The sequence below is a fragment of the Skermanella pratensis genome (genome assembly GCF_008843145.1).
GTDB lineage: Bacteria > Pseudomonadota > Alphaproteobacteria > Azospirillales > Azospirillaceae > Skermanella > Skermanella pratensis.
The window spans coordinates 425,903-446,464 of the sequence record NZ_CP030265.1 but is presented as its reverse complement, the minus strand read 5'-3'; the positions used below and the strand labels follow the sequence as shown (position 1 = coordinate 446,464).

General features: G+C 69.4%; 20 protein-coding genes. 9 read left to right on the top strand and 11 right to left on the bottom strand.

Annotated elements, in window-relative coordinates:
• Nucleotides 1-22: 22 nt before the first annotated feature.
• Entirely contained in the window at nucleotides 23-235 is a 213-nt protein-coding gene (locus DPR14_RS02030) for a hypothetical protein (protein WP_158043679.1), read from the bottom strand.
• Between the two features lie 2 nt (nucleotides 236-237).
• The gene (locus DPR14_RS02025) at nucleotides 238-429 is read right to left on the bottom strand and encodes a hypothetical protein (protein WP_158043678.1); all 192 of its coding nucleotides are present in this window, start codon (nucleotides 427-429) and stop codon (nucleotides 238-240) included.
• Between the two features lie 347 nt (nucleotides 430-776).
• Here DPR14_RS02025 and DPR14_RS02020 point away from each other — a divergent pair, with 347 nt between their 5' ends.
• Nucleotides 777-1,007, top strand: a complete 231-nt coding sequence (locus tag DPR14_RS02020; RefSeq protein ID WP_158043677.1) for a hypothetical protein — start codon at nucleotides 777-779, stop codon at nucleotides 1,005-1,007.
• 32 nt (nucleotides 1,008-1,039) lie between these two features.
• Here DPR14_RS02020 and DPR14_RS02015 read toward each other — a convergent pair whose 3' ends face one another.
• Nucleotides 1,040-1,924 (bottom strand): alpha/beta hydrolase, encoded by an 885-nt coding sequence (locus DPR14_RS02015; protein ID WP_211103897.1) that lies wholly within the window; start codon nucleotides 1,922-1,924, stop codon nucleotides 1,040-1,042.
• Nucleotides 1,921-2,631, bottom strand: a complete 711-nt coding sequence (locus DPR14_RS02010) for an alpha/beta hydrolase (RefSeq protein WP_158043676.1) — start codon at nucleotides 2,629-2,631, stop codon at nucleotides 1,921-1,923. Before DPR14_RS02010 ends, DPR14_RS02015 begins: the two co-directional genes overlap by 4 nt.
• Nucleotides 2,632-2,956: 325 nt before the next feature.
• Here DPR14_RS02010 and DPR14_RS02005 point away from each other — a divergent pair, with 325 nt between their 5' ends.
• From DPR14_RS02005 to DPR14_RS01990, 4 genes are all read left to right on the top strand, one after another.
• The gene (locus DPR14_RS02005; RefSeq protein ID WP_158043675.1) at nucleotides 2,957-3,196 is read left to right on the top strand and encodes a hypothetical protein; all 240 of its coding nucleotides are present in this window, start codon (nucleotides 2,957-2,959) and stop codon (nucleotides 3,194-3,196) included.
• Between the two features lie 208 nt (nucleotides 3,197-3,404).
• Nucleotides 3,405-3,635, top strand: coding sequence for a hypothetical protein (locus DPR14_RS02000; RefSeq protein ID WP_158043674.1), 231 nt, complete (start codon nucleotides 3,405-3,407; stop codon nucleotides 3,633-3,635).
• Between the two features lie 114 nt (nucleotides 3,636-3,749).
• Complete coding sequence (locus tag DPR14_RS01995; protein ID WP_158043673.1) at nucleotides 3,750-4,817, top strand: apurinic/apyrimidinic endonuclease family protein; 1,068 nt, start codon at nucleotides 3,750-3,752, stop codon at nucleotides 4,815-4,817.
• On the top strand, nucleotides 4,814-5,875 hold the full coding sequence (locus tag DPR14_RS01990; RefSeq protein WP_158043672.1) for a spore photoproduct lyase family protein: 1,062 nt from the start codon (nucleotides 4,814-4,816) through the stop codon (nucleotides 5,873-5,875). Before DPR14_RS01995 ends, DPR14_RS01990 begins: the two co-directional genes overlap by 4 nt.
• A 42-nt stretch (nucleotides 5,876-5,917) precedes the next feature.
• Here DPR14_RS01990 and DPR14_RS01985 read toward each other — a convergent pair whose 3' ends face one another.
• Nucleotides 5,918-7,213 carry a pentapeptide repeat-containing protein gene (locus DPR14_RS01985; protein WP_158043671.1) on the bottom strand — a complete coding sequence of 432 codons (1,296 nt, stop codon included), beginning with the start codon at nucleotides 7,211-7,213 and terminating at the stop codon, nucleotides 5,918-5,920.
• A gap of 115 nt (nucleotides 7,214-7,328) precedes the next feature.
• On the opposite strand from DPR14_RS01985, the gene DPR14_RS01980 reads away from it, so the two are divergent.
• Nucleotides 7,329-8,606, top strand: a complete 1,278-nt coding sequence (locus DPR14_RS01980; protein WP_158043670.1) for a hypothetical protein — start codon at nucleotides 7,329-7,331, stop codon at nucleotides 8,604-8,606.
• A 26-nt stretch (nucleotides 8,607-8,632) separates the two neighbouring features.
• On the opposite strand, the gene DPR14_RS01975 is transcribed toward DPR14_RS01980, so the two are convergent.
• On the bottom strand, nucleotides 8,633-9,481 hold the full coding sequence (locus DPR14_RS01975; protein WP_158043669.1) for an oxidoreductase: 849 nt from the start codon (nucleotides 9,479-9,481) through the stop codon (nucleotides 8,633-8,635).
• 137 nt (nucleotides 9,482-9,618) lie between these two features.
• On the opposite strand from DPR14_RS01975, the gene DPR14_RS01970 reads away from it, so the two are divergent.
• Entirely contained in the window at nucleotides 9,619-10,428 is an 810-nt protein-coding gene (locus tag DPR14_RS01970) for an alpha/beta hydrolase (RefSeq protein WP_158043668.1), read from the top strand.
• 13 nt (nucleotides 10,429-10,441) lie between these two features.
• Here DPR14_RS01970 and DPR14_RS01965 read toward each other — a convergent pair whose 3' ends face one another.
• Entirely contained in the window at nucleotides 10,442-11,242 is an 801-nt protein-coding gene (locus DPR14_RS01965; protein WP_158043667.1) for a substrate-binding periplasmic protein, read from the bottom strand.
• Nucleotides 11,243-11,479: 237 nt separating this feature from the next.
• Nucleotides 11,480-12,466: a GDP-L-fucose synthase gene (fcl, locus tag DPR14_RS01960; RefSeq protein WP_281352669.1), complete on the bottom strand. Its 987-nt coding sequence runs from the start codon at nucleotides 12,464-12,466 to the stop codon at nucleotides 11,480-11,482.
• A gap of 362 nt (nucleotides 12,467-12,828) precedes the next feature.
• On the opposite strand from fcl, the gene DPR14_RS01955 reads away from it, so the two are divergent.
• Both DPR14_RS01955 and DPR14_RS01950 read left to right on the top strand, forming a co-directional pair.
• Nucleotides 12,829-13,440, top strand: a complete 612-nt coding sequence (locus DPR14_RS01955; RefSeq protein ID WP_158043666.1) for a dual specificity protein phosphatase family protein — start codon at nucleotides 12,829-12,831, stop codon at nucleotides 13,438-13,440.
• 119 nt (nucleotides 13,441-13,559) lie between these two features.
• Complete coding sequence (locus tag DPR14_RS01950) at nucleotides 13,560-15,563, top strand: M3 family metallopeptidase (RefSeq protein WP_246148726.1); 2,004 nt, start codon at nucleotides 13,560-13,562, stop codon at nucleotides 15,561-15,563.
• Nucleotides 15,564-15,797: 234 nt separating this feature from the next.
• Here the strand turns inward: DPR14_RS01950 and DPR14_RS01945 are convergent, their stop codons facing one another.
• The 3 genes from DPR14_RS01945 to DPR14_RS27080 all read right to left on the bottom strand — a co-directional run bounded on the left by DPR14_RS01945 (nucleotide 15,798) and on the right by DPR14_RS27080 (nucleotide 20,559).
• Nucleotides 15,798-18,431, bottom strand: a complete 2,634-nt coding sequence (locus tag DPR14_RS01945; protein ID WP_158043665.1) for an N-acetylmuramoyl-L-alanine amidase — start codon at nucleotides 18,429-18,431, stop codon at nucleotides 15,798-15,800.
• Complete coding sequence (locus tag DPR14_RS01940; protein WP_158043664.1) at nucleotides 18,428-20,071, bottom strand: hypothetical protein; 1,644 nt, start codon at nucleotides 20,069-20,071, stop codon at nucleotides 18,428-18,430. Before DPR14_RS01940 ends, DPR14_RS01945 begins: the two co-directional genes overlap by 4 nt.
• Nucleotides 20,072-20,385: 314 nt before the next feature.
• Nucleotides 20,386-20,559, bottom strand: coding sequence for a hypothetical protein (locus DPR14_RS27080; RefSeq protein WP_192499227.1), 174 nt, complete (start codon nucleotides 20,557-20,559; stop codon nucleotides 20,386-20,388).
• Nucleotides 20,560-20,562: the final 3 nt, after the last annotated feature.

Genomic DNA, 20,562 nt, shown 5'->3' with positions numbered 1-20,562 from the left:
GGCCGGTCCCGGGAAGATCGGATCAGGATTTCGTCGCGGGATCGTGGGTATGGTGCCGGTCCCGCTCGCCCCCGCCCGTGCCGACGCGGCTGCGGTTGGAGTTGGTGGACTGGCCGGGCTCCGGCTGCCAGCCGGCCGGTTGGTTCTTCGGATCGTCCACCGGCTTGTCGGCGTTCTGCTGGCTCGATCCGGGCCCGCCGTGGTGGCGGTTGGTGTCCGCTGTGTTCCTCGACATCGTCACCGATCCTGCTGGTAGCCCTGATGGGTGGTGTTCTGCTTGGTGTTGCCCTGGCGGTCCTGCTCGCGGAGGTTCGCCGGCGCCCCGCCCGTGCCTTTGATGTCGGCGACGGAGTTGCCTTCGTGGGCGGATCCGCCCGAGCCCTTGTCGCTACGGCCGGCGGGAGGTACCGGAGGTGGTTGGTTCGACATTTCGGTCACCGCTCCGTTGGTGGGAAGGTGCTGCGAAAACAGGCACGGGCGGAGACGGTTCCGAACCAAAAGACGGCGGGGAAACTCCCCGGCGTCCGGCCTGTTGGGACCGGGACCGATGCGGCTTCGCATCGGTCCCGGTAAGAGGACCCGGTAAGGGGAGGTGTCGCGGACAGTGGACAACATGGCGGCGGACGACGGCATCGGCATGCCGGACGCCGAGGTCAAGGGGTTGGGGCAAACTCGTCTTCTCCGTACCGCCGGCCGGGAACAAACGCGGCGGCGGCTGTTGAGGTGATGTCCGCAGACGGCACATCCCATCCCTTCTATCCCCTGGAATCCCAGCGATGGCCAACCTGATCGAGATCCGGAACGGAACCGTCGTCAACAACCAAGACCCGGACGACGCTTATCTTCCCGTCAACACGCCGATCAGCCGCCCCGACGGGCACTATGTCGCGATCGGCATGGACGTGGAGGGGCCTTTCAGCGCCGACGAGGCGCGCGACCGGCTCAATCACCTGAAGGAGGCGACCCGCATGGAGCTGGAGGACGAGGACCGCCGCGATCAGACTTAGCGATGATCCGGGGCGGCCAGGCGTAGCGGCCGTCAGGCCGGGGGCCGGACCAGGAAGCCGATCAGGAGCCGGTTGACGCGCTCCGGCTCCTCATGCTGGACCCAATGGCTGGCCTCCGGGATGTGGAACACCTCGCACCGGCTGCACAGGGACGCGCCGGCCTCTGCGAGCCGTGGGTCCAGGGCGGCGTCGCGGTCGCCCCAGATCACGCGCATCGGGATGCCGATCGACCGCGGCGAGGGCGAGCGAGACCGGTGCCGCAGGGCGCGGTACCAGTTCAGCATGGCGGTCGGCGCGCCCGGCTGCTCCCAGGCGTCGCGGTACCGCGCCCAGTCCTCGGGCGCGAAGGTGCCGGGCCGGGCGGTCTTCTCCATCAACCGGCGCATCCCGGCGAACCCCTGCGCGCCGAGCAGCTTTTCCGGCAGCCAGGGCACCTGGAAGAATCCGACGTACCAGCTCCTCAGCCCCTGGGACGGGTGGCTCAGCACATGACGGCGCACCGTCGCCAGGTGCGGTCCGTTGAGCACCGCCGCCCGCTCGACCCGGTCCGGGTACCGTTCGGCGAGATGCCAGGCGAGGACGGCGCCCCAGTCGTGGCCGACCACCGCGAACCGGCCGATCCCGAGCGAGTCGGCGAGCCCGATCACGTCGCCGGCCAGGGTATCGACGGCATAATCGCCGACCCGGCCCGGCTTGCCGGACCGGCCGTAGCCGCGCTGGTCCGGAACCACGAGCCGCAGCCCGGCGGCGGCCAGCGGGCCGATCTGGCGATGCCAGGCGAGCCGGGATTCCGGGAAACCGTGCAGCAGGATCACGGGCGGGCCGTCGGCCGGACCGGCGGTCGCGACCTGGAGTTCGACGCCGCCGACGGAAACGCGCCGGTCCCGGATCGGCATCCCCGCCGGATCGTCCCTCACGGGGTGTCGTCCAGAAGCCACCCGACGGCTTCGCGCGCTATGCAAGGGGGCACAGTGTGGCCGCCGTCGAACTCGCGGTAGAGGACGTCGAAGCCGGCGTCCCGGAGCCTCGGAACCAGCCGCCTGCTGCAGGCGTCGATCGGCAGGACGGTGTCCCCGGTCCCGTGGGAGATGTAGAACCCGGGAGAATCGTCGGTGCCGGCCGGGGCGGCGAACCCCGGCGAAAAGGCCGCGACGCGCCGGAACAGGCCGCCGTTGGTCAGGCCGAGCGACAGGGCGTAGGACGCGCCGTCCGAGAACCCGCCGACCGCGACCCGGTCGGGATCGATCGCGAAGCGGCGGAAGACCTCGGCCAGCGCATCGTCGATCCGCTTCACGTCGGGACCGTAGCCGCCCATGATCACGTCCCAGGTCGAGCCTTCCGACTGCGGCGCCAGCAGGATCAGCCCGGCCTCGTCGGCCACCGGCCGGAGCCAGCCGATCGCCTGCCCGGCCTCGCCGCCGGCGCCGTGCAGCAGCACCAGGAGCGGGTACGGCCGGCCGGGCCGGTATCCGGGAGGGACGGAGATCAGGCCGAACCGCTCGGTGCCGACGCTCAGCGTCCGGATGCCGGGCGGTGTCTCCGCCCTGTCGCAGTCCGTCCCGGCGCGCGCGGTCAGGCGCCCCCGGCCGGCCGGCGTGTCCCGATGAATGATCCGACGGCTCATGGTCGCCCTCCTGTCCGATGGTGCCTCATCCCGAGGCGCCGCCCCGGTCGCGGTCGGCCGTGATCTTGCCCGGATGGTCGATGCTGCGGTCCGGCATGGGTGATCTTCCGTTCGGAGCTGGATCCCCATCAACATGCCAGTCCGCGCGATGTCGCGCCGGCCGCGGGACACCGGCGAAATTCCGCCACGATCCGGACCGTACCGAGCGGATTTCCAGGCGCCGGCGGAGCGAGCCCCGATTGCATCGGCGGCGTTTGCCGCTATGGTGGCCCCCTGGATTGATCCTGGCCGCCCGGCGGGGCGGCCCTGCACGGGAGGGGAAGCGATGGGTCGGGACTGGCCGAGGGAATGGCAGAAGGCCGCCATGGCGGAACAGCGCGCCCGCAACGTCTTCCTGCAGGCGCAGGAACGCGCGCTCCACGTGGGCCGGTTCGAGGAGGGCGAAAGGGCCGCGATCCTCAACGCCGCCGATGGGGCCTACCGCGACTGGACGGCGGCGCGGGCCGCCCTGGACGCCTTCGTGGCGGACTGGCGCCAGTCGATCCGGGAGACAGCGGCCGGCTGAGCCGGGGGGCGATCACCGCGAGGCCGAACCTGGCCGCGGTGCAGGTGGTGGCCCACGGCATCGGGACCTTGCCGCCGATCTGGATGTATCGATCGCCGGCCTGCAAACGTTGAATGGCCGGTATGCCCATGCAACCAATTTCTCCCCTGCCTGTTTGAGCTGGTCATCCAGGCATGCCGCTCGAACCGCAACAGAGCCGGAGATCATCATGGCAGACGAATCCGTCCGGAAGGATGAAGCCGCTCGAAGGATCGCTCAGCTGGTCGGCCCCGAAGGGATGCCGGTCCGGCCCAGCGACGAAGCATACCCGCACGTCACGACCGACGACTGGGGCGACGTGCTGGTGGCAGATTACGAATCGGTGCAGGTCGCTCTCGACGAAGGGGCCGTGATCCGCGATCCGGAGAGCGGTTTCCTGAAGACGAGCGCGGCTCCCTGACGCCGTCCGGCCGCTCCGCGGCCGGGGAAGGTGGGGGAGGAATGCGTCCCGCCGGTGGCCGGGCGCCGCGCGGGTCACATATGTATTGACCTGCGCTGCCCTGGAGACCGGTTCTTGACCCATAGCTCATCGACCCCGCCCCTGCCCCGTTTCGGCTGGTGCTGCCAGTATATTCCGCCCGACGGCGACGCCGGGACCGCCAAGCGCATGAATCCCGGCACCGTCACCGTGGCGACGCTGAGCCGGCTGGACGCCGCCCGGGCGGCGGAGAAACTGGAGCAGGTGCTGCGCCGGAACCTGCAGTCGTTGCACCTGCAACTGGCCGAGGTGGCCGGCCACCCGTCCTATCGCCGCCTGCTCCGCATCAACAGCGGGCTGCTGCCGGTCTATACCCACGCCATCGGGCTGCCGCTCTACCGCGAGCCGGCGATCCGCTCGCTGGTCGAGACCGCGCTGGACCATGCCGGCCGGAAGGCGCGGGAGGCCGGCATCCGGATCGGCCTGCACCCAGACCAGTTCTGCGTGCTGAACAGCGCCAACCCGGCGACGCTGAAGAACTCGGTGGACGAGCTGGAATACCATGCCGACATCCTGCGGATGATGGGCCTGGCCGGCGGCTGGCACCCGCAGGGCGCCCACGTCAACATCCATGGCGGCGGCCGCGCGGAGGGAGTCGCTGGATTCCGCCGCGGCCTGGCCCTGCTGTCGGAGGACGCCCGCGGCCTGGTGACGGTCGAGAACGACGAGATGTCGTACGGGCTGGACGACCTGCTGCCGCTGGCCGACGCCGTGCCGATCATCCTTGACCTGCATCATCACTGGGTCAAATCGGAAGGCGAGTACATCCGGACCGACGATCCCCGCATCGGGGCGATCCGCCGGTCCTGGCGCGGCGTGCGCCCGATAGCCCATATCAGCGTCTCGCGCGAGGACCTGCTGGACGGCTGGCCGGCGGACGAACTGCCCGATTATGCCGTTCTGAGCGCCCGCGGGCTGAAGGCCCGGGACCTGCGGGCGCATTCCCGACGCATGTGGAACCACGCGGTCAACCGGCTGGTGTCGGAGCACCTGGCCTGGGCCGACTTCGAGGTGGAGGCCAAGGCCAAGAACCTCGCCGTTGACGACCTGGAGCGCGACGCGCTGCGGCTGGGCGCGGTCCCGGCGGGAACCCTGCCGCAGTGACGGTCCCGCCGCTCGACGTCGCGCGCATCCTGGTGGAGCCGGCCGCCGCGGCCCACCCGCGCGGCCGGCAGATCCTGGAGCGTTTTCCCGATGCCGAACGGGTCGAGGTCGCGTCCCACTGGAACATCCCGGACCTGCACGGCGACAGCGACAAGGTCGAGGAGTGGGTGCGCACCAAGCGCGGCGTGCTGGTGCTGGGCATCAAGAAATCGCTGTCGGTGCGGCCCAACGGGCGGAGCGGCGACTTCATCGCGCCGTCGCATTCCAACGGCTGCGCGATGGCCTGCGCCTACTGCTACGTCTCGCGCCGCAAGGGCTACGCCAACCCGATCACGACCTTCGTCAACATCGAGGGGATAAGCGCGACCATCGAGCGCCACGCCGCCCGGACCGGACCCAAGACGGCGCCGAACCAGGTGGACGAACATGCCTGGGTCTATGACGTGGGCGAGAACGGGGACTGCTCGGTCGATGCGCTGATCTGCGACAACCTGGCCGACCTGACCGCGCTGTTCCGCCGCCTGCCCAACGCAAAGGGCAGCTTCGCGACCAAGTACGTCAACCGGGACCTGCTGTCCTACGACCCCGCCGGCGGCATGCGCATCCGCTTCAGCCTGATGCCGGCCGAGCTGGCCCGCACGCTCGACGTGCGCACTTCCCCCATCCCGGAGCGCATCGCCGCGATCGACGATTTCGTCCGGGCGGGATGGGAAGTCCACCTGAACTTCAGCCCGGTGGTCGCCTACGAAGGCTGGACCGCCGACTATGCCGAGCTGTTCCGGCAGGTCGACGCGGCGCTGTCGGAGCGGGCGAAGGCGCAGCTCGCCGCCGAGGTGATCTTCCTGACCCACAATGAGGGCCTGCACGAGGTCAATCTCCGCTGGCATCCCAAGGCCGAGGAGACGCTGTGGACGCCGCGCTGGCAGGAGAACAAGGTCTCCGGGAACGGCGCCGTCAACGTCCGCTACCGGGCGCCGCTCAAGGGCAGGATGATCGCCGTCTTCCGCGAGATGCTCGCCCGCGAGATGCCCTATTGCCGCATCCGCTACGCCTTCTGAGCCGGGGCCGGCGGACGGCAAGTCGCCGGAACGATCGCGGCGTCAGTCGTCGTCCGTCATGGCGGGCAGGATCGCGCCGTCCAGCTTCGCCCCGTCCAGGACGATCCCGGCCATGTTGGCGTCGATCAGCACCGCGTCGGTCAGGTCGGCGCCGCTGAGGTCGGCGAAGGCGAGGTTGGCGTCCCGGAGGTTGGCGCCGACGAGGCTCGCGCCGACCAGCCTGGCCCCGGTCAGGTTGACCGGCCACCGGCGCCCGGTGGCGCGGTCGGCGCCGCTCCTGATGTCGACCGACCCCAGCTTCGCGCGGTCCAGCCTGGCGCCGCCCAGGTCGCTGCCCCGCAGGTTGGAGCCGTCCAGGGTCGCTCCGGTGAAATCCACGTCACGCAGGACGGCATCCGACAGGTCCGACATGACGACCAGGACATCCCGGAGCGTGGCGCGGGACAGATCGACCCCGCGGAGATTGGCCCCGCTGAGATTCACCCGCGTCAGGTCGATGTGGGACAGGTCCTGGCCGGCGAGGTCGGCGCGTCCGCCCTTGGTGCCGCCGCTCCTGACCCAGGCGTAGTGGCTTTCCAGGCTCTGCCGGACCGTCCGGGGGAACTGGTCGGCGTTCCTCCGGATGTTGGCGCCCGTGCAGTCGACGCCGGTCAGATCGACGCCGTCCAGGGCCGCCCCCGTCAGGTCGGCGTTCCGCAGGCTGGCGCCCAGGAGATTCGCCCCGGTCAGGTCCGCATCCTTCAGGGATGCGCCGGACAGGTTGGCGCCGCTCAGGTTGGCTCCCCTGAGATCGGCAGAGCCGAGATTCGCATCGCGCAGGCTGGCGTTGGCGAGGTTGACGCCGGCCATCAGGGTGCCCGTGCAGTCGGCCCCGTTGAGCTTCGCCTCCGACATGTCGGCGCCCGACAGGTTGGCGCGGGCCAGCAGCCCGTCGTCGAAATCGGCGCCGTGCAGGTCCGACCGCCGGACGGTCAGGGTGTTGCCGCCCTTGTGGTCGAGCAGGGCGCCGCCCCTGAAGTCCGCGTCGCGGAGATTGGCGCCCCGCAGCCGCGCGCCGCGGAGATGGGCGCCCCGCAGGTCGGCCCGTTGCAGGTTGGCGCCCGTCAGGTCGGCCGCCTTCAGGTCGGCGGCGAACAGGTCGGCCTCCGACAGGTCGCTCCGCTTCAGGTCGCAGCCGGTGAGGATCGCGCCGGACAGCTTGATCCTCTGAAGGTTGGTGTCGGCGAGATGCATCCCCCGGAGGTCGGCCATGGCCAGGCAGGCCCTGGCGCCTCCGGTGCGCCGGGAGAGCCAGCGGTCATGCCTGTCGATGATGGCCAGCAGCTCGTGCGGAGTCATCAAGCTTCCTGCGTTCTAAGATTGCATCGATTTCTAAGTGCAACAAAAAGTTTAAGATTTCGGTGTAGTCCGATGGGGTTCGACAGCGGGCGCGGTTCGAACGGAGCGGGCGGAGATGATCAAGGGTCGGATTGTCCACTACGAGATCCTGGTTTCCCGGGAGGGCCGCTGGATCATCGAGAGCGTGGTCCGCGAGACCGGCTCGGGAACCGGCGAGGCCGAGGCCATCGAGGCGGCCCGCCTCCTGCTGGCCGCCGGGGACTGCGAGGAGGCCAGGATCGTCCGCGTCCGGAGCATGATCACCGGCTACTCGACCAAGGCGGAGATCTTCCACGAGACGAGGGCGCCGGTCCGGGACAAGCCGATCACCGTGAAGGGCAAGGTCGAGCGGGTCGGCCCCTGCACGACGGTGAACGACATCCATGGCCTGGAAAGCCGGATGATCCTGGGCCGATTGTTCAGGATGTTCCTGGACAAGCACCGGATCACCACGACGGAACTGCTGCACAACTGGACCTATCTGCGGAAGCTCCAGGACACCGGCAGCCTGGTCAACACGGCCACCCACCAGATCGCCGCGGCCCAGGCCAAGGAACTGGGCGTACCCGCCAGGGAGCGGGTCCGGGCGCTGGAGACGCTGATCCGCGAAGGCCTGTCCCAGGCGCGCGACCTGGCCGGCGAGAAGCGCCGCCTGCCGCGCTTCGACCCCCAGGCCCTGGAGCATTTCAGCCGGCGGGTCAGGGCGCGGGAAGGTTCGGAGCGCCACGACTTCGTGTTCACCGCCCTCCTATGCGACCACCTCATGGGGTTACCGTCGATCGGCGGAAAGCTGGAGGCGGTGGTCGGGCTGATGGCCGACGGTCTCGACCCCCACCTGTCCGGGCTGCTGGAGGCCGTCGCGGCCGACGCGCTGGGCAGCGCCGACATCGTCAAGGAGCTGCTCGGCCCCCAGCGCCATCTCGCGGCGTCCCTGTGCCGGCTGGCCGACCTGCTGCATGGCCGCCTGGACCTTGCCGCCGCCGGCACGAATCCCCTGCTGGCGCGGCTGGGAGGCTTGGTTCGGGACGGCAAGGCGCCGTCGTGCCGCGCGGTGCTGCTGGAACGGCTGCTGGCGGAGCTGGGGCGGAACCATCCGCTGGACCACAAGGAACCGGAAGCCGAGGGCCGTCTGCTGGAGGAGGTGATCCACCGCCTGCGCCGGGACGGCACCGACGACATGCTGGGCGGGGACCTGGCGGAAAAGGCCGTGTCGGCCCGCCTGCTGCGCCACCGCCAGGCGATCCTGCGCCGGGGCGGCATGATCGAGGCGGCGGATGCCCTGGCGCGCACCTGGAACCCGGACATCCGCCTGCTGGGCCGGCGGCCGCGGGAGGGCGCCGACGCCCATCCCTGATCCCGCCGGCCCCGACGCTGCCCCGATCACTCCTTCGGGAAATCGGCGCCGAGGCTGGTCTCCTTCCAGGCGTCGATCTCCTCGATCACGCCGGCCAGCTTGCCGCGCACCGCCTCCACGCCGAAGGCGCCGAGGACGAGGTGGCGCGGCGGGTTCTCCGCTTCCACGGCCTTTATGATGGCGGCGCAGGCGCGTACCGGGTCGCCGGGCTGCTTGCCGCTGATGTCGGCGGTCGACCGCATGCGCGACGCGGCGGTTTCGGCATAGTCGGCGATCCGGCTCGGCGTCTGCTTCAGGGAACGCCCGGCCCAGTCGGTGCGGAAGGGTCCGGGCTCGACGCACAGGACCTTGATGCCCAGCGGCTCGACCTCCCGGGCGAGCGACTCTGAGAGCCCCTCGACGGCATGCTTGGTCGCCGCATAGTAGCCGGAACCGGGGAACCCGACGAAGCCGGCGACCGAGGAGAGGTTGACGATATGCCCGCGCTTGCGGGCGCGCATGCCCGGCAGCACGGCGCGGATCATGGCGGCCAGTCCGAACACGTTGGCCTCGAACATGGCGCGGATCTCGGCGTCGTCGCCTTCCTCGATCGCGGCCTGGTAGCCATAGCCGGCGTTGTTCACCAGGACGTCGATGGTGCCGAAGCGGTCTTCCGCCGCCTTGACCGATGCCGCGACCTGGCCGGCGTCGGTCACGTCCAGCGACAGCGCCAGCGCGCGGTCCTCGTGGCCGGAAACCAGGTCGCGCACCCGGCCGGCGTCGCGGGCCGTCACCACCGCACGCCATCCGCGGTCGAGCACCAGCTTGGCAAGCTCCTTGCCGAAGCCGGTGGAGCAGCCGGTGATGAACCAGACTGGGGAGCTGTCGGTCGTCATGCGTGTCTTCCTTCTTGCCCGACGGTTTTATCCCAAACCAACAGGCCGGCGCGCCGGAGGGTTGCGTCGGCTCTCCCGACGGCGCAGATCATGCCGGCGGTGCGGGCGGGCGTTCTTTTCGGGAGGGGACCGGAGATGTGGTCGAGCAAGCTTTTATCCATCGCGCTTCCGCTGGTCGGGTTCTACCTGGTGGTGGTCGGCGCGCTCTATGCCCTGCAGCGGCCGATGATCTTCCGGGCGGACATGTCGCCGGCTCCCCCGACCTCCACGCCGTCCCCGGCTTCCGGGAGGTCGCCTACCGCACGGAGGACGGCCTCGACCTGCGGGCGCTCCACCGGCCGGCCGCGGCGGGCAGGCCGACCCTCGTCTATTTCCACGGCAATGCCGACGGGCTGTCCGGCTCGCTCCGGGTCACGGCGGGACTGGGGGCCGAGGGCTACGGGCTGCTGCTGGCGGGATACCGGGGATATGACGGGAATCCCGGCAGTCCGAGCGAGGCCGGGTTCTATGCCGACGGCCGGGCCGCCATGGGATGGCTTTCCGCGAACGGCGTGCCCGCGTCGCACACCGTTCTCGTTGGCAACTCGCTCGGGTCGGGCCCGGCGACCGAGCTGGCCTCCTCTTTCCCGGTGGCCGGGCTGGTGCTGATCTCCGGCTACACGTCGCTGCCCGACGTCGCGGCACCCGTCTATCCCTTCGTCCCGGTGCGCCTGCTGATGCGGGACCGTTTCGACAATGCCGCCAAGATCGGCCGCGTGGCCGCGCCGGTCCTGATCCTGCACGGCACGGCGGACAGGACCATACCCTACGGTCACGCGACGGCGCTCGCGGCGGCGGCCGGCGGGCGCGCGCAGGTGGTGCCGTTCGATGGCGCCGGGCACGAACTGGTCGGCAGCCCCGCGTTGTTCCCGGTCATGGCCCGCTGGCTCGCCGGGCTTCGGCGCTGAGGGTGCGGCACCCTCAATTGACCCACTGGATCTCCACGGAACGCCGGCCCTCCGGGACGGGCTCCGGCCTCAGCCGGACGTAGCGGGCGAGGATGGCGTCGTAGGTGCCGTCGGCACGCACCCGCTCGAAACCGTCCTGCCAGCGCCTGGCCTCCTGGTCCGATATGTCCTTGGACGCGGCGAGCCATATCTCGCTCCGGCGCACGACCTGGCCGATATGGAGTTCCGAGACGTCGCCGCCGACCTCGCGGTAGGCGTAGAGCACCATCAGGCGCGGGGCCAGCCAGGCGTCGATCAGCCGGTCCTTCATCCGCTGGGCATTGATCCACTCCTCGGTCGCCGTCTGGACCCGGTTGAAGCCGTGCCCGTGCAGAAGCGCGTCCGCCCCGCTGCGCCGGAGCACGCCGACGGGCCGGTCCCTGACCGACCACAGGTCGCGGACATCGACTCCCGCTCCGCCGACCAGGACGAGGTCGTCCGTGATCACGTTGAACAGCCAGCGGTACTTGTCCTCCCGCTCCGGGGAGCGGGTCAGGGGCAGGATGCCGGTGTTCGGTTGGGTCGATGCCAGTTCCTGGGCATGGACCCAGGGCCGGAACTCGACGGTGCCCGAGTGCCCGATCCGCCAAGCGACCTCGCGGACGACCTCGTAGACGAGGCCCATCGGCTCGCCGGCTTCGGCCACCGTGGGCGGCGGCACGTGGAACGCGTAAGGCGGCAGTTCGCCGGCGACGAGCCGAAGCTCGTCGGCGCTCGCCGACGCCGAAGTGAACGGGAAGATGAGCAGGACGGCGGCCACCAGGCGGCGGATCATGGTTCCCCTCCCAGAAATCAGAAGGTGCCGATGCAGGATCCCCCGGGCCAGCACCACCGCCAGGAATGCCCGCTGGGTCCCGGCCCTTTCCAAGATCCGGTGGGCGATGACCCGGGCGGCCCCGCCGTCCTCCGTCAGCGTGCCGAGGACGGCCCCGAGCCGGGAGAAAAAAGAAACAGGACCCCCTCCGGCCCATGCCGCCACTCCGACGGGATATGCCGCCGGAAGGGTGCGGCGTTACCGGCCCGGCTCCGCCGCCGCCGGGTGATGGCCCAGGAACCAGTCGTAGGTGGACGCGATGCCCGCGCGCAGTCCGATCGAGGCTTTCCAGCCCAGGCCCGACAGGCGCGAGATGTCGAGCGCCTTGCGAGGCGGGCCGTCGGGCTTGTCCGGATCGAAGACGAAGGTGCCGTCGAACCCGACGATGTCCGCGATCAGCGCGGCCAGGCCGCGGATGGAGATGTCCTTGCCGAAGCCGACGTTCAGGTGATCGCAGCCCGAGTAGTGCTTCATCATGAACAGGCAGGCGTCGGCCAGATCGTCCACATGCAGGAATTCCCGGCGCGGCGAGCCGGTCCCCCAGACCTCGACCCGATCCCGCCCGTCACGCATGGCGGCGTGGATCTTGCGCAGCAGCGCGGGCAGCACGTGGCTGCTCATCGGGTCGAAATTGTCGTTGATTCCGTACAGGTTCGTCGGCATGGCGGAAATGAAGTCGCAGCCATGCTGCGTGCGGTAGGCCTGACACAGCCTGATGCCGGCGATCTTGGCGAGGGCGTACCACTGGTTCGTCTCCTCCAGCGGTCCGGTCAGCAAGGCGTCCTCGGTCATGGGCTGGGGCGCCAGTTTCGGATAGATGCAGGACGACCCCAGGAACAGCAGCTTCGAGACGCCGGCAAGATGGGCGGCGTGGATGACGTTCGCCTCGATCAGCAGGTTGTCGTGGATGAAGTCCGCCGGACGGGTGCTGTTGGCATGGATGCCGCCGACCGTGGCCGCGGCGAGGAAGATCGCGTCGGGCCGGCGGGACCCGACCCAGTCCTCCACCTCGGCCTGGCGGCGGAGGTCCACCGCGTCGCGGCTCACCGTCAGGATGGCGCAATCCTCCGCGGCCAACCGCCGGACGATGGCCGAGCCGACCATGCCCCGGTGACCGGCCACCCAGACCTTCTTTCCGGCCAGGGGGAAGATCGGCGGAATGCCGTCGTGTTCCGTTGCGCGCATGCCGTCCGGCTCCGGGGAATTCTTTTCGGTTGGCCGTCCGCCCCTGTTCCGGAGGGGCGGCATCGTCCGATCGAGGCGGAACCATATCGACCCTATTGCTAAAACATTCCCTACCTGCGCCCGTATGCCCGCTCCCGCCAGCGCGCCGCGCGGGGTGATCCTCGACCACCGGTATCCGCATGATCCGCCTTCGACGCGAGGGAGCGATGCGCCGGGGCATGGGCGGCGTCGGAGACGATCCCGTACCGCCGTCAGGTTCCTGTCAGCCCGATGGTGTCCCCTGCGACGACCGGAGGGGACCGCCGCCCCCGATCCGGCCTGCGGCATGGGCCGGAGACATTGGAAGGACCATCGGGAAAATCATGGAAAAACCGCTGACGTGCCCGCCGGCATCGTTTCTTTCATCCTATGGAAAAGCGGCCGCGGTCGCCCTGCTCAGCATCCTGTCGGTCGGTCTCGGCATCGCGGCGCTTCACTTGGCGATCGTCCTGCTCGGGGAGAATTTCCATTCCGTGGTGGCGGACGAGCTTTACCGCTCGGCCCAGCCCACGCCGGAGCGGATCGCGCGGTACCGGAAGGACTACGGGATCAGGACGATCATCAACCTGCGCGGCGACAACACCGGCAGCGCCTGGTACGACGCCGAGGTGGAGGCGTCGCGAAGGCTCGGCATCGGCCACATGGATTTCCGCATGTCCTCGCGCCGCGAACTGACCGTGGCCCAGTTCGGCGACCTGATGGCGCTCCTCCGGACCGCGGAGAAGCCGGTCCTGATCCACTGCCTGTCCGGCGCGGACCGCAGCGGGCTGGTCTCCGCCCTCTACGTCGCCGGCATCGCCGGCCTGGGCGAGGAGGAGGCGGAGAGCCAGATCTCGTTCCATTACGGCCATATCCCTCTGTGGCTCAACTCCGCCTACGCGATGAACCGGAGCTTCGAGGCGCTGGAGCCGGCGCTTGGCTTCCCGGACTCGTGACCGTCACTGCGCCACGGGCCTGCGGGCCGGGATTTGTGGTCGGTGCGGGAAGCGGCTATCATCACGGTTCCAGTTGATCACGAGGCCTTGATGTCCGCCGACAACCCGTTCTTCACGCCGTGGACCGCCGAGTTCGGCTTTCCCCCTTCGACCGGATCCGGCCCGAGCATTTCCCAGCCGCCCTGGACCGCGGCATGGAGGAAGGCCTTGCCGAGTTCGACGCCATCGCCACCTCGGCCGAGGCGCCGACCTTCGCCAACACGATCGAGGCCATGGAGGCGGCCGGGCGGCTGCTGAACCGGGTTTGCTCGGTGTTCTTCAACCTCAATTCCAGCCACACCAACGAGCACCTGGAGGCGATCGCCCGCGACTACAGCCCGAAGCTGGCGCAGTACAACGCCAGGATCTCGCTCAACCCGGCCCTGTTCGAGCGCGTCGCCGACCTTTACGCGCGGCGCGAAGACCTGGGGCTGGAGCCGGATCAGATGCGCCTGCTGGAGCGCAGCCACCTGGGCTTCGTGCGGAGCGGCGCCGCCCTGGAGCCCGCGGCCAAGGTCCGCATGGCGGAGATCTCCGAGCGGCTGGCGACCCTGACGACGCTGTTCGGCCAGCATGTCCAGGCCGACGAGCAGGCTTGGCAGCTGGTCCTGGAGGAGTCCGACCTGGACGGCCTGCCCGGCTATGTGCGGGAGGCGGCGGCCCAGGCCGCGTCCGAGCGCGGGCTGGAAGGCAAGTACGTCATCACCCTGCTGCGTTCCTCGGTGGAGCCGTTCCTGACCTTCTCGACCCGGCGGGACCTGCGCGAGAAGGCGCACCGCGCCTGGACCAGCCGGGGCGCCAACGCCGGCGAGACCGACAACCGCGACCTGATCCGCGAGATCGTGGCGCTTCGGACCGAGCAGGCCCGGCTGCTGGGCTATCCCACATATGCCGACTACAAGCTCGACGACACCATGGCGAAGCAGCCGACGGCGGTCATGAACCTGCTGAACCAGGTGTGGGAGCCGGCCCGCGCCCAGGCGATCGCCGAGCGCGGCCTGATCCAGGCCGAGGCGGAGCAGGCCGGCTTCGACGGCGCCATCGAGGCGTGGGACTGGCGCTTCTACGCCGAGCGGGTACGGAAGGCCCGGTACGACCTGGACGACGGCGAGATCAAGCCGTACTTCCTGCTCGACAACATGGTCCGCGCGGCGTTCGACACGGCGACCCGGCTGTTCGGCATCACGTTCGTCGAGCGCGCGGACCTGCCGCTCTATCACCTGGACGCCCGCCTGTACGAGGTCAGGGACAAGGAGACCGGCCGGCATGTCGGCCTGTTCATCCAGGACAATTTCGCCCGCGCCTCCAAGCGGTCGGGCGCCTGGATGAGCAGCTACCGCGATTCCGAATCCTACGAGGAGGAGGTCACGCCGATCATCGTCAACAACAGCAACTTCGCCAAGAGCCGGCCGTCGCTGCTGACCTTCAACGACGCGGAGACGCTGTTCCACGAGTTCGGCCACGCGCTGCACGGATTGCTGAGCAAGGCGCGCTACCCGTCGCAGTCCGGCACCTCCGTCCGGCGCGACTTCGTGGAGTTCCCGTCGCAGGTCTACGAGCACTGGCTGTCGGCGCCGGAGACGCTCCGCGCCTATGCGGTGCACCACGAGACCGGCGAACCGATCCCGGAGGAATTGCTGGGCCGCCTGCTGGAGGCGCGGAAGTTCGGCCAGGGCTTCGACACGGTGGCCTATACCGGCTCGGCGCTGATGGACATGGAGATCCATTCCCAGACCAACCCGGACAACCTGGACCCGGAAGCCTTCGAACGCGACGTGCTGGACCGGCTGGGCATGCCGAAGGAAGTGGGCCTGATGCACCGGCTGCCCCACTTCAAGCACCTGTTCTCCGGCGGCTATGCGGCCGGCTACTATTCCTACATGTGGTCGGAAGTGCTGGACGCCGACGGCTTCGACGCCTTCAAGGAGGCGGGCGACCTGTTCAACCCCCGCCTCGCCGCCCGCCTGAAGGACATCTACGAAGCCGGCGACACCCGCGACCCGATGGAGCTCTACGTGGCGTTCCGCGGCCGCGAGCCGCAGACCGACGCGCTTCTGCGGAACCGCGGCCTGCCGGTGGGCTAGGCGGGCTCGGCACGGTGTTTTCGACGACGTCCGGCGGAGCGGAGTGCGGTAGGCCGGCCTTCGCCCGTCAGGGCGAACGCCGACACCTTGCGTCAACGCTCCGGCCATGCTGTCGGCGTCGGCCTTCGGCCGAGGCCGACCTACGATGAACCAATCAAAAACACTGTGCCGGACCACCATGCCGGTGGGCAAGGCCGGCACCGTGGCCGGCCTCCCGTCGGGACAGGCTCCCGCTCAGACGTCGGCGCGGGCGAGCCGGGCCGCCTTCTTTCCTGACCCTTTCCGGGCTCCGTAAACCCTGCGCAGGACCTCGTCCAGGCTTTCCATCACCCCTTCGGAGTCCGCCACGACCCGCCCCCGGTCGGGCAAGGAGAGGCGCAGCAGCACCGGGCGGTGGTCGGACAGGCGTTTCAGATAGTCGATCGGAGACGTCCGGTCCTTCGCGAGAATGAAGAAGTCGTCCGGACCGGCCACCTGCTTCAGGTTGGGCGAGAGGAAGACATGGTCGATCAGGGACTTGGGACGCTTCAGATAGGTGAACGCGCCATCCTGCTCGTCGGCCGCGCCGAGAGCCGAGAAATCGGCGTCGAGCAGGTCCTTGAAGTCGCCGCCGGCCAGTTCGTCGTTCATGTCGCCGCCAAGGATCCAGTCCGCGTCGTCGCCATGGTCGCGGACGGCGCGCTCGACCGCGAAGGCCAGGATCCTGGACGCCATCCGCCGCCTCAGACTGCCCTCGTCCATGGCCTTGAGGTGCAGGGGCACGAGGAAGAAGTCGAACGGTGCGCCACTTTCCGGCCCCCGGGAACCGGCGGCGGTGAAATGGAACCGGGCCGGATAGCGCGGGAACACGGCCCCATGCACCGCTTCCGGCGTCCTGCCGGCAAGGCTGAATTCACGCGAGTCCTGCCGCAGCATCCAGTCGATGTCGTCAGGCCAGGGAGCCGCCCGCCCGGTCACGGCGGTCGGGTTCCAGAGGACCGCGGTCGCCTGCTTCGATCCTCCCTCGGGTTCCGACGGCAGCCACTCGTAACGCTGGCCGAACCGCTGTTCGATGCGGTCGACCAGCATCCGGGTCGCCTCGGCCGACGTCTCGCTCAAGGCCCATATGTCGAGGCGCAGATCGACGATGGCCTGTGCGACGTCGTCGAGCTTCGCCCCGAAGCGCGTCGCGAAATGTTCGACGTTCCAGAAGCCAATATCGATGTCCTGGTCCGACGCCTGATAGGTGTCGACCACGTTCTCGACTCCCACGGCACCGGTGCGGCGTCCAAGTCCGCCGAAATAGCCGGACAGGGAGTCCGATCCCTCGATCGCCGCGAGAACCCGCCGGGCGGCTCCGGCATCGGCGGGCGTCGCGACGCGCTGCTCGAGGTCCAGGGCGATCGCCGCGATCTTGATGCCTTCGTTGACGAATTCCGGCACCGTTCCGTTCTCGCGCCGCAGGCCCCCGGTATTGGCCTGGCTGGCGTGGTGAAGGGCGATGAGCCGGCAGTTGCGGTCGAAGACCGATGCGCCGGAGCTGCCCGGCTCGGTGTCGGTCGTGTAATGCAGGATCTTGCTGTCGATCCCCAGGATGCCGCTGTCCTCCAGCGAAACGCGCTTGGGCTTGCCGCGGGGATGATGGATGACGAACGCGCGCTCCCCGACCTCGACCGTGAAGGCCGCCCGCTCCAGCGTGATGCAGCCGAACTCCTTTTCCGCCGCGTCGTCGATCGCGACGAATGTGTAGTCGAGCCCGTGGTCGAACGGACTGGTGATGAACAGCCTCTCGGGCATCAGGCGGAAACGCCGTCCCGGCTTCGGGAGGGCGTCGCGGCGCTTGGCATAGTCCACGTCCGAGACCTCGTAGTCGAAGACGCATTCCGCGGCGGCGGCGACCTCCGGCGAGTTGACGACATGGTGGTTGGTCAGGAGGACGCCCTTGGCGACCAGGAAGCCGGTTCCGCTCCATGCTCCGGACCCGCCCCTGAAGTCCCTGCCCGACGCCTCGATCTTGCAGACGGCCTGGCGGCGGCGGGCCATCAGCTCGACGAAAACGGCATGGATGGAGTCGTCGCGGTCGATGATGATCTCGGGGGAGCGCCACCCGTGGAGCATGCGCCGCTTGTCGTGCACGGGACCGTCGGTGATGTCCGCGAACGGCACGTGCGCCTTTCCGGGCTCCGTGATGAAGGGGATGGTCATCGCGAGGGATTGCGGCACCGCGACGGGGCCGCTTTCGGGAAGTGCCGAGGCATGCCCGGCGGCGTAGCCGTCCTCGTACTCCCCGGCCACCATGATCTCGGGCATGCGTCCGGCTTCGACCAGGTAGGCCGTGATGCCCCGGGCGATGGCCTGGGCGATCCGGGTTCGGTAACCGGCGTCCCTCAGCCGCGTCTCCTCGGCCGGCTGGGTCATGAAGCTGACCTCCACCAGGCAGGCGGCGGTGCCGGGATCGTGGCTCCCCGGATTGAGCACCCCCAGGGCCTGTTTCTTCACGCCGCGGTCCCGCAGGCCGGTGACCGGCAGCACGGCGGCCTGGACGCATTCCGCAAGGCGGCGGGATGACGGGCCGGCCGCATCGTGGATGAGGGTTTCGGTCCCCTGGACGTCGGCGGTCTTCCAGCCGTTCAGATGGATCGACACGAAGGCCGCCGCCTTCTTCGCGGCGGCGACCGCGGCCCGGCCGGCAAGCCCGAGGTTCCGGTCGGTCTCGCGGGTCATGACGATGTCGAGTCCCGTCCCGCCGAGCGCGTCGCGGACGGCCAGCCCAAGCTGGAGCGTGACGTCCTTCTCGAGCAGCCCGGTGGGTCCCGTGGCGTTGTTCGGGCTGGAACCTCCGATCTTTTCCCAGCCGCCATGACCCGGATCGATGACAACGATGCTCATGGTGCGCCCCCTGCCTTCTTCGTTCCTTGCCCGGCCGGCACCGCGTGGTAACCGGCGTCCACCAACATCCGGACGATCGGAAGGAAATAGCTCTGCCGGTCCGAACTCGCGTAGGCCATGGCGACGACTTCGCCGGCCTCGTTCAGGACCGGAGCCCCGCCGTCACCCGCCCGGGTGATCCTGTTTTCGGCCACGAGGAACTTCCCCGAACGTGCCGACCTGTCGCCGATATCCGCCTCGACCGCGGAAAGCCGCGTCATCAGTATCTCGCTCGGCCTTCCGGGCGATTCGGCGACCTGCACGCCGACCATGTCGCCGACCGCCGGATCGGCCGCCGCGAACCGCTCGGGGCCTCCCGTCAGGTCGGCGGCCAGCGCCTGCGCCAGGACGATGCCGGGGCCGTTCTCCGGGATACGCCCCACGATCCTGCCGATCGGCTCGTTCCGGCCCGGCTGGAAGATCTCGACGCCGGACACCTTGCCGCCGGGTCCGGGCCGTTCGACCAGGGCGTAGTCGGGGAGAACGATGAAGCGGTCTCCGTGCTTGTCCTCCACGAGGACGGTCATGGTGACCCGCGCGTTCCGGTCCGGTCCGAGCTCGGCCACGCCCAGGGATGGCGGCGGCTGGTAGTCCACGGCGTCGGCGATCCGCTCGGGCGCGGCGGCCTGTGGAGGCGCAGGCGCCTCGGCCTGCCGGTGCCTGGCCGCCTCGAGCACGCTGTTCGGCAGAAATCCGGTGTAGCGCGCGAGGTCCTGCGCGGCCAGGGCGATGTCGTCCGCTTTCTTCTGGTCGGCCGGGGCCAGTTCGATGATCTCGGCGCGCATCAGGTAGAATTCGGGGAACCTGGTGCCCTGGGCGATGATCGCGTCGAGGCGCTGGCGAAGGGGTGCCACCTGCGTGGCGTAGCCGGCCGCCGACAAGGGATCGTTGCGATCCACTATGTTGCGCAGTTCCCACCACAGGCGCGCCCAGGTGCAGAACACCTCTTCGCTGACATCCGCGTACTGGCCATCCGGTCCCTGATTGCCGCCTCTCCTGGTCTGCGCGTAGACGATCCGGCAGACCAGGCCGATGCTCACCTCGCCGGGGTCGCCCTGGCCGGAGAGGTGGATCTGATCGACGGCGAGCGTCCCGCTCGGAAGGCGCAGCGGCTCCGGCCAGCTGGCCATCAATCGGACGGCCCCGTTGACCTGGGCCAGGTGGCCGGTGATCTCGTTCGGCGGGCTGACCCAGTTGCGCAGCGACTGGAGGATCGCGCCGATGTTGACGCCCTGGACGCTGGCCTGGACGTCGCTGAGCAGGCTTCGGCTATCCTGGACCGGCGGCACATAGGTCGGGATCACGGCGATGTCGGCGAGAAGCCGGTTCGCCAGCTCCAGCCGCCGGCGCCGCTCCGGCTCCTCCGCGAGCCGCTGCTTGAAAAGAGCGTGGGTCTGCAGGATGCGACGGGTGAAGGCGTCGTCGACCTGGATCGCGGCGCCGTCGGCCTGGCTTGTGAACTGGCCGATGGCGACCGTCCTGTCGAACCACAGGCGCCAGGACTCCCTGAGCAGGCCGGCCGCGAGAAGCAGCAGCAGACCCGTATAGAAGAGCTTGGCCCACAGACCGAAGCTCGTGACCGAACCGAAGAATCCCCCCATGAAGGCACTCCGACTCCTGAAAATCGCGGAACGGCTCGCCCGATGCTGAAACCCGGAAATGGCTGTATCGCCGAATGCGACTGCAGCCGGTGATGGCATCACAGCAGGGTTGCAAGCCAAAACGACCATGATGGTTGTATCGGCTCCGTTCTTCAGGCCGACAGTGCGCCTTTCCCGGCATCTCTTTCAACGTGTATTGGAATTTTCGGCGAATTAATACAAAATAGATGCGTGCATGGATATGACATGCTCGCGAGGCGATCTCCTGAACGGGGCGATGATACCGGCCGCCGCGGGCATCGCGCGCCGGTGGGTCAGGCCGGCTCGCCCTGCAGGCCAACGTCCCGGCGCTCCGGGCTGCCGGACAGCAGGGTGGTGCCGAGCGCCAGCAGGGCCAGCTCCGCCCCGACCCAGGGAATCGCGGCGCAGGACATGCCCGCGGAGATCGCGATGCCGCCGAACCGGGCGCCGGCGGCGTCGCCGCGCATGCC

What these genes read in the sequence shown, in the direction of transcription:
- DPR14_RS02030 (WP_158043679.1), bottom strand. Translation starts at nt 235, where the DNA reads ATGTCGAGGAACACAGCGGACACCAACCGCCACCACGGCGGGCCCGGA.
- DPR14_RS02025 (WP_158043678.1), bottom strand. Translation starts at nt 429, where the DNA reads ATGTCGAACCAACCACCTCCGGTACCTCCCGCCGGCCGTAGCGACAAG.
- DPR14_RS02020 (WP_158043677.1), top strand. Translation starts at nt 777, where the DNA reads ATGGCCAACCTGATCGAGATCCGGAACGGAACCGTCGTCAACAACCAA.
- DPR14_RS02010 (WP_158043676.1), bottom strand. Translation starts at nt 2,631, where the DNA reads ATGAGCCGTCGGATCATTCATCGGGACACGCCGGCCGGCCGGGGGCGC.
- DPR14_RS02005 (WP_158043675.1), top strand. Translation starts at nt 2,957, where the DNA reads ATGGGTCGGGACTGGCCGAGGGAATGGCAGAAGGCCGCCATGGCGGAA.
- DPR14_RS02000 (WP_158043674.1), top strand. Translation starts at nt 3,405, where the DNA reads ATGGCAGACGAATCCGTCCGGAAGGATGAAGCCGCTCGAAGGATCGCT.
- DPR14_RS01985 (WP_158043671.1), bottom strand. Translation starts at nt 7,213, where the DNA reads ATGACTCCGCACGAGCTGCTGGCCATCATCGACAGGCATGACCGCTGG.
- DPR14_RS01980 (WP_158043670.1), top strand. Translation starts at nt 7,329, where the DNA reads ATGATCAAGGGTCGGATTGTCCACTACGAGATCCTGGTTTCCCGGGAG.
- DPR14_RS01975 (WP_158043669.1), bottom strand. Translation starts at nt 9,481, where the DNA reads ATGACGACCGACAGCTCCCCAGTCTGGTTCATCACCGGCTGCTCCACC.
- DPR14_RS01965 (WP_158043667.1), bottom strand. Translation starts at nt 11,242, where the DNA reads ATGATCCGCCGCCTGGTGGCCGCCGTCCTGCTCATCTTCCCGTTCACT.
- fcl (WP_281352669.1), bottom strand. Translation starts at nt 12,466, where the DNA reads ATGCGCGCAACGGAACACGACGGCATTCCGCCGATCTTCCCCCTGGCC.
- DPR14_RS01955 (WP_158043666.1), top strand. Translation starts at nt 12,829, where the DNA reads ATGGAAAAACCGCTGACGTGCCCGCCGGCATCGTTTCTTTCATCCTAT.
- DPR14_RS01945 (WP_158043665.1), bottom strand. Translation starts at nt 18,431, where the DNA reads ATGAGCATCGTTGTCATCGATCCGGGTCATGGCGGCTGGGAAAAGATC.
- DPR14_RS01940 (WP_158043664.1), bottom strand. Translation starts at nt 20,071, where the DNA reads ATGGGGGGATTCTTCGGTTCGGTCACGAGCTTCGGTCTGTGGGCCAAG.
- DPR14_RS27080 (WP_192499227.1), bottom strand. Translation starts at nt 20,559, where the DNA reads ATGCGCGGCGACGCCGCCGGCGCCCGGTTCGGCGGCATCGCGATCTCC.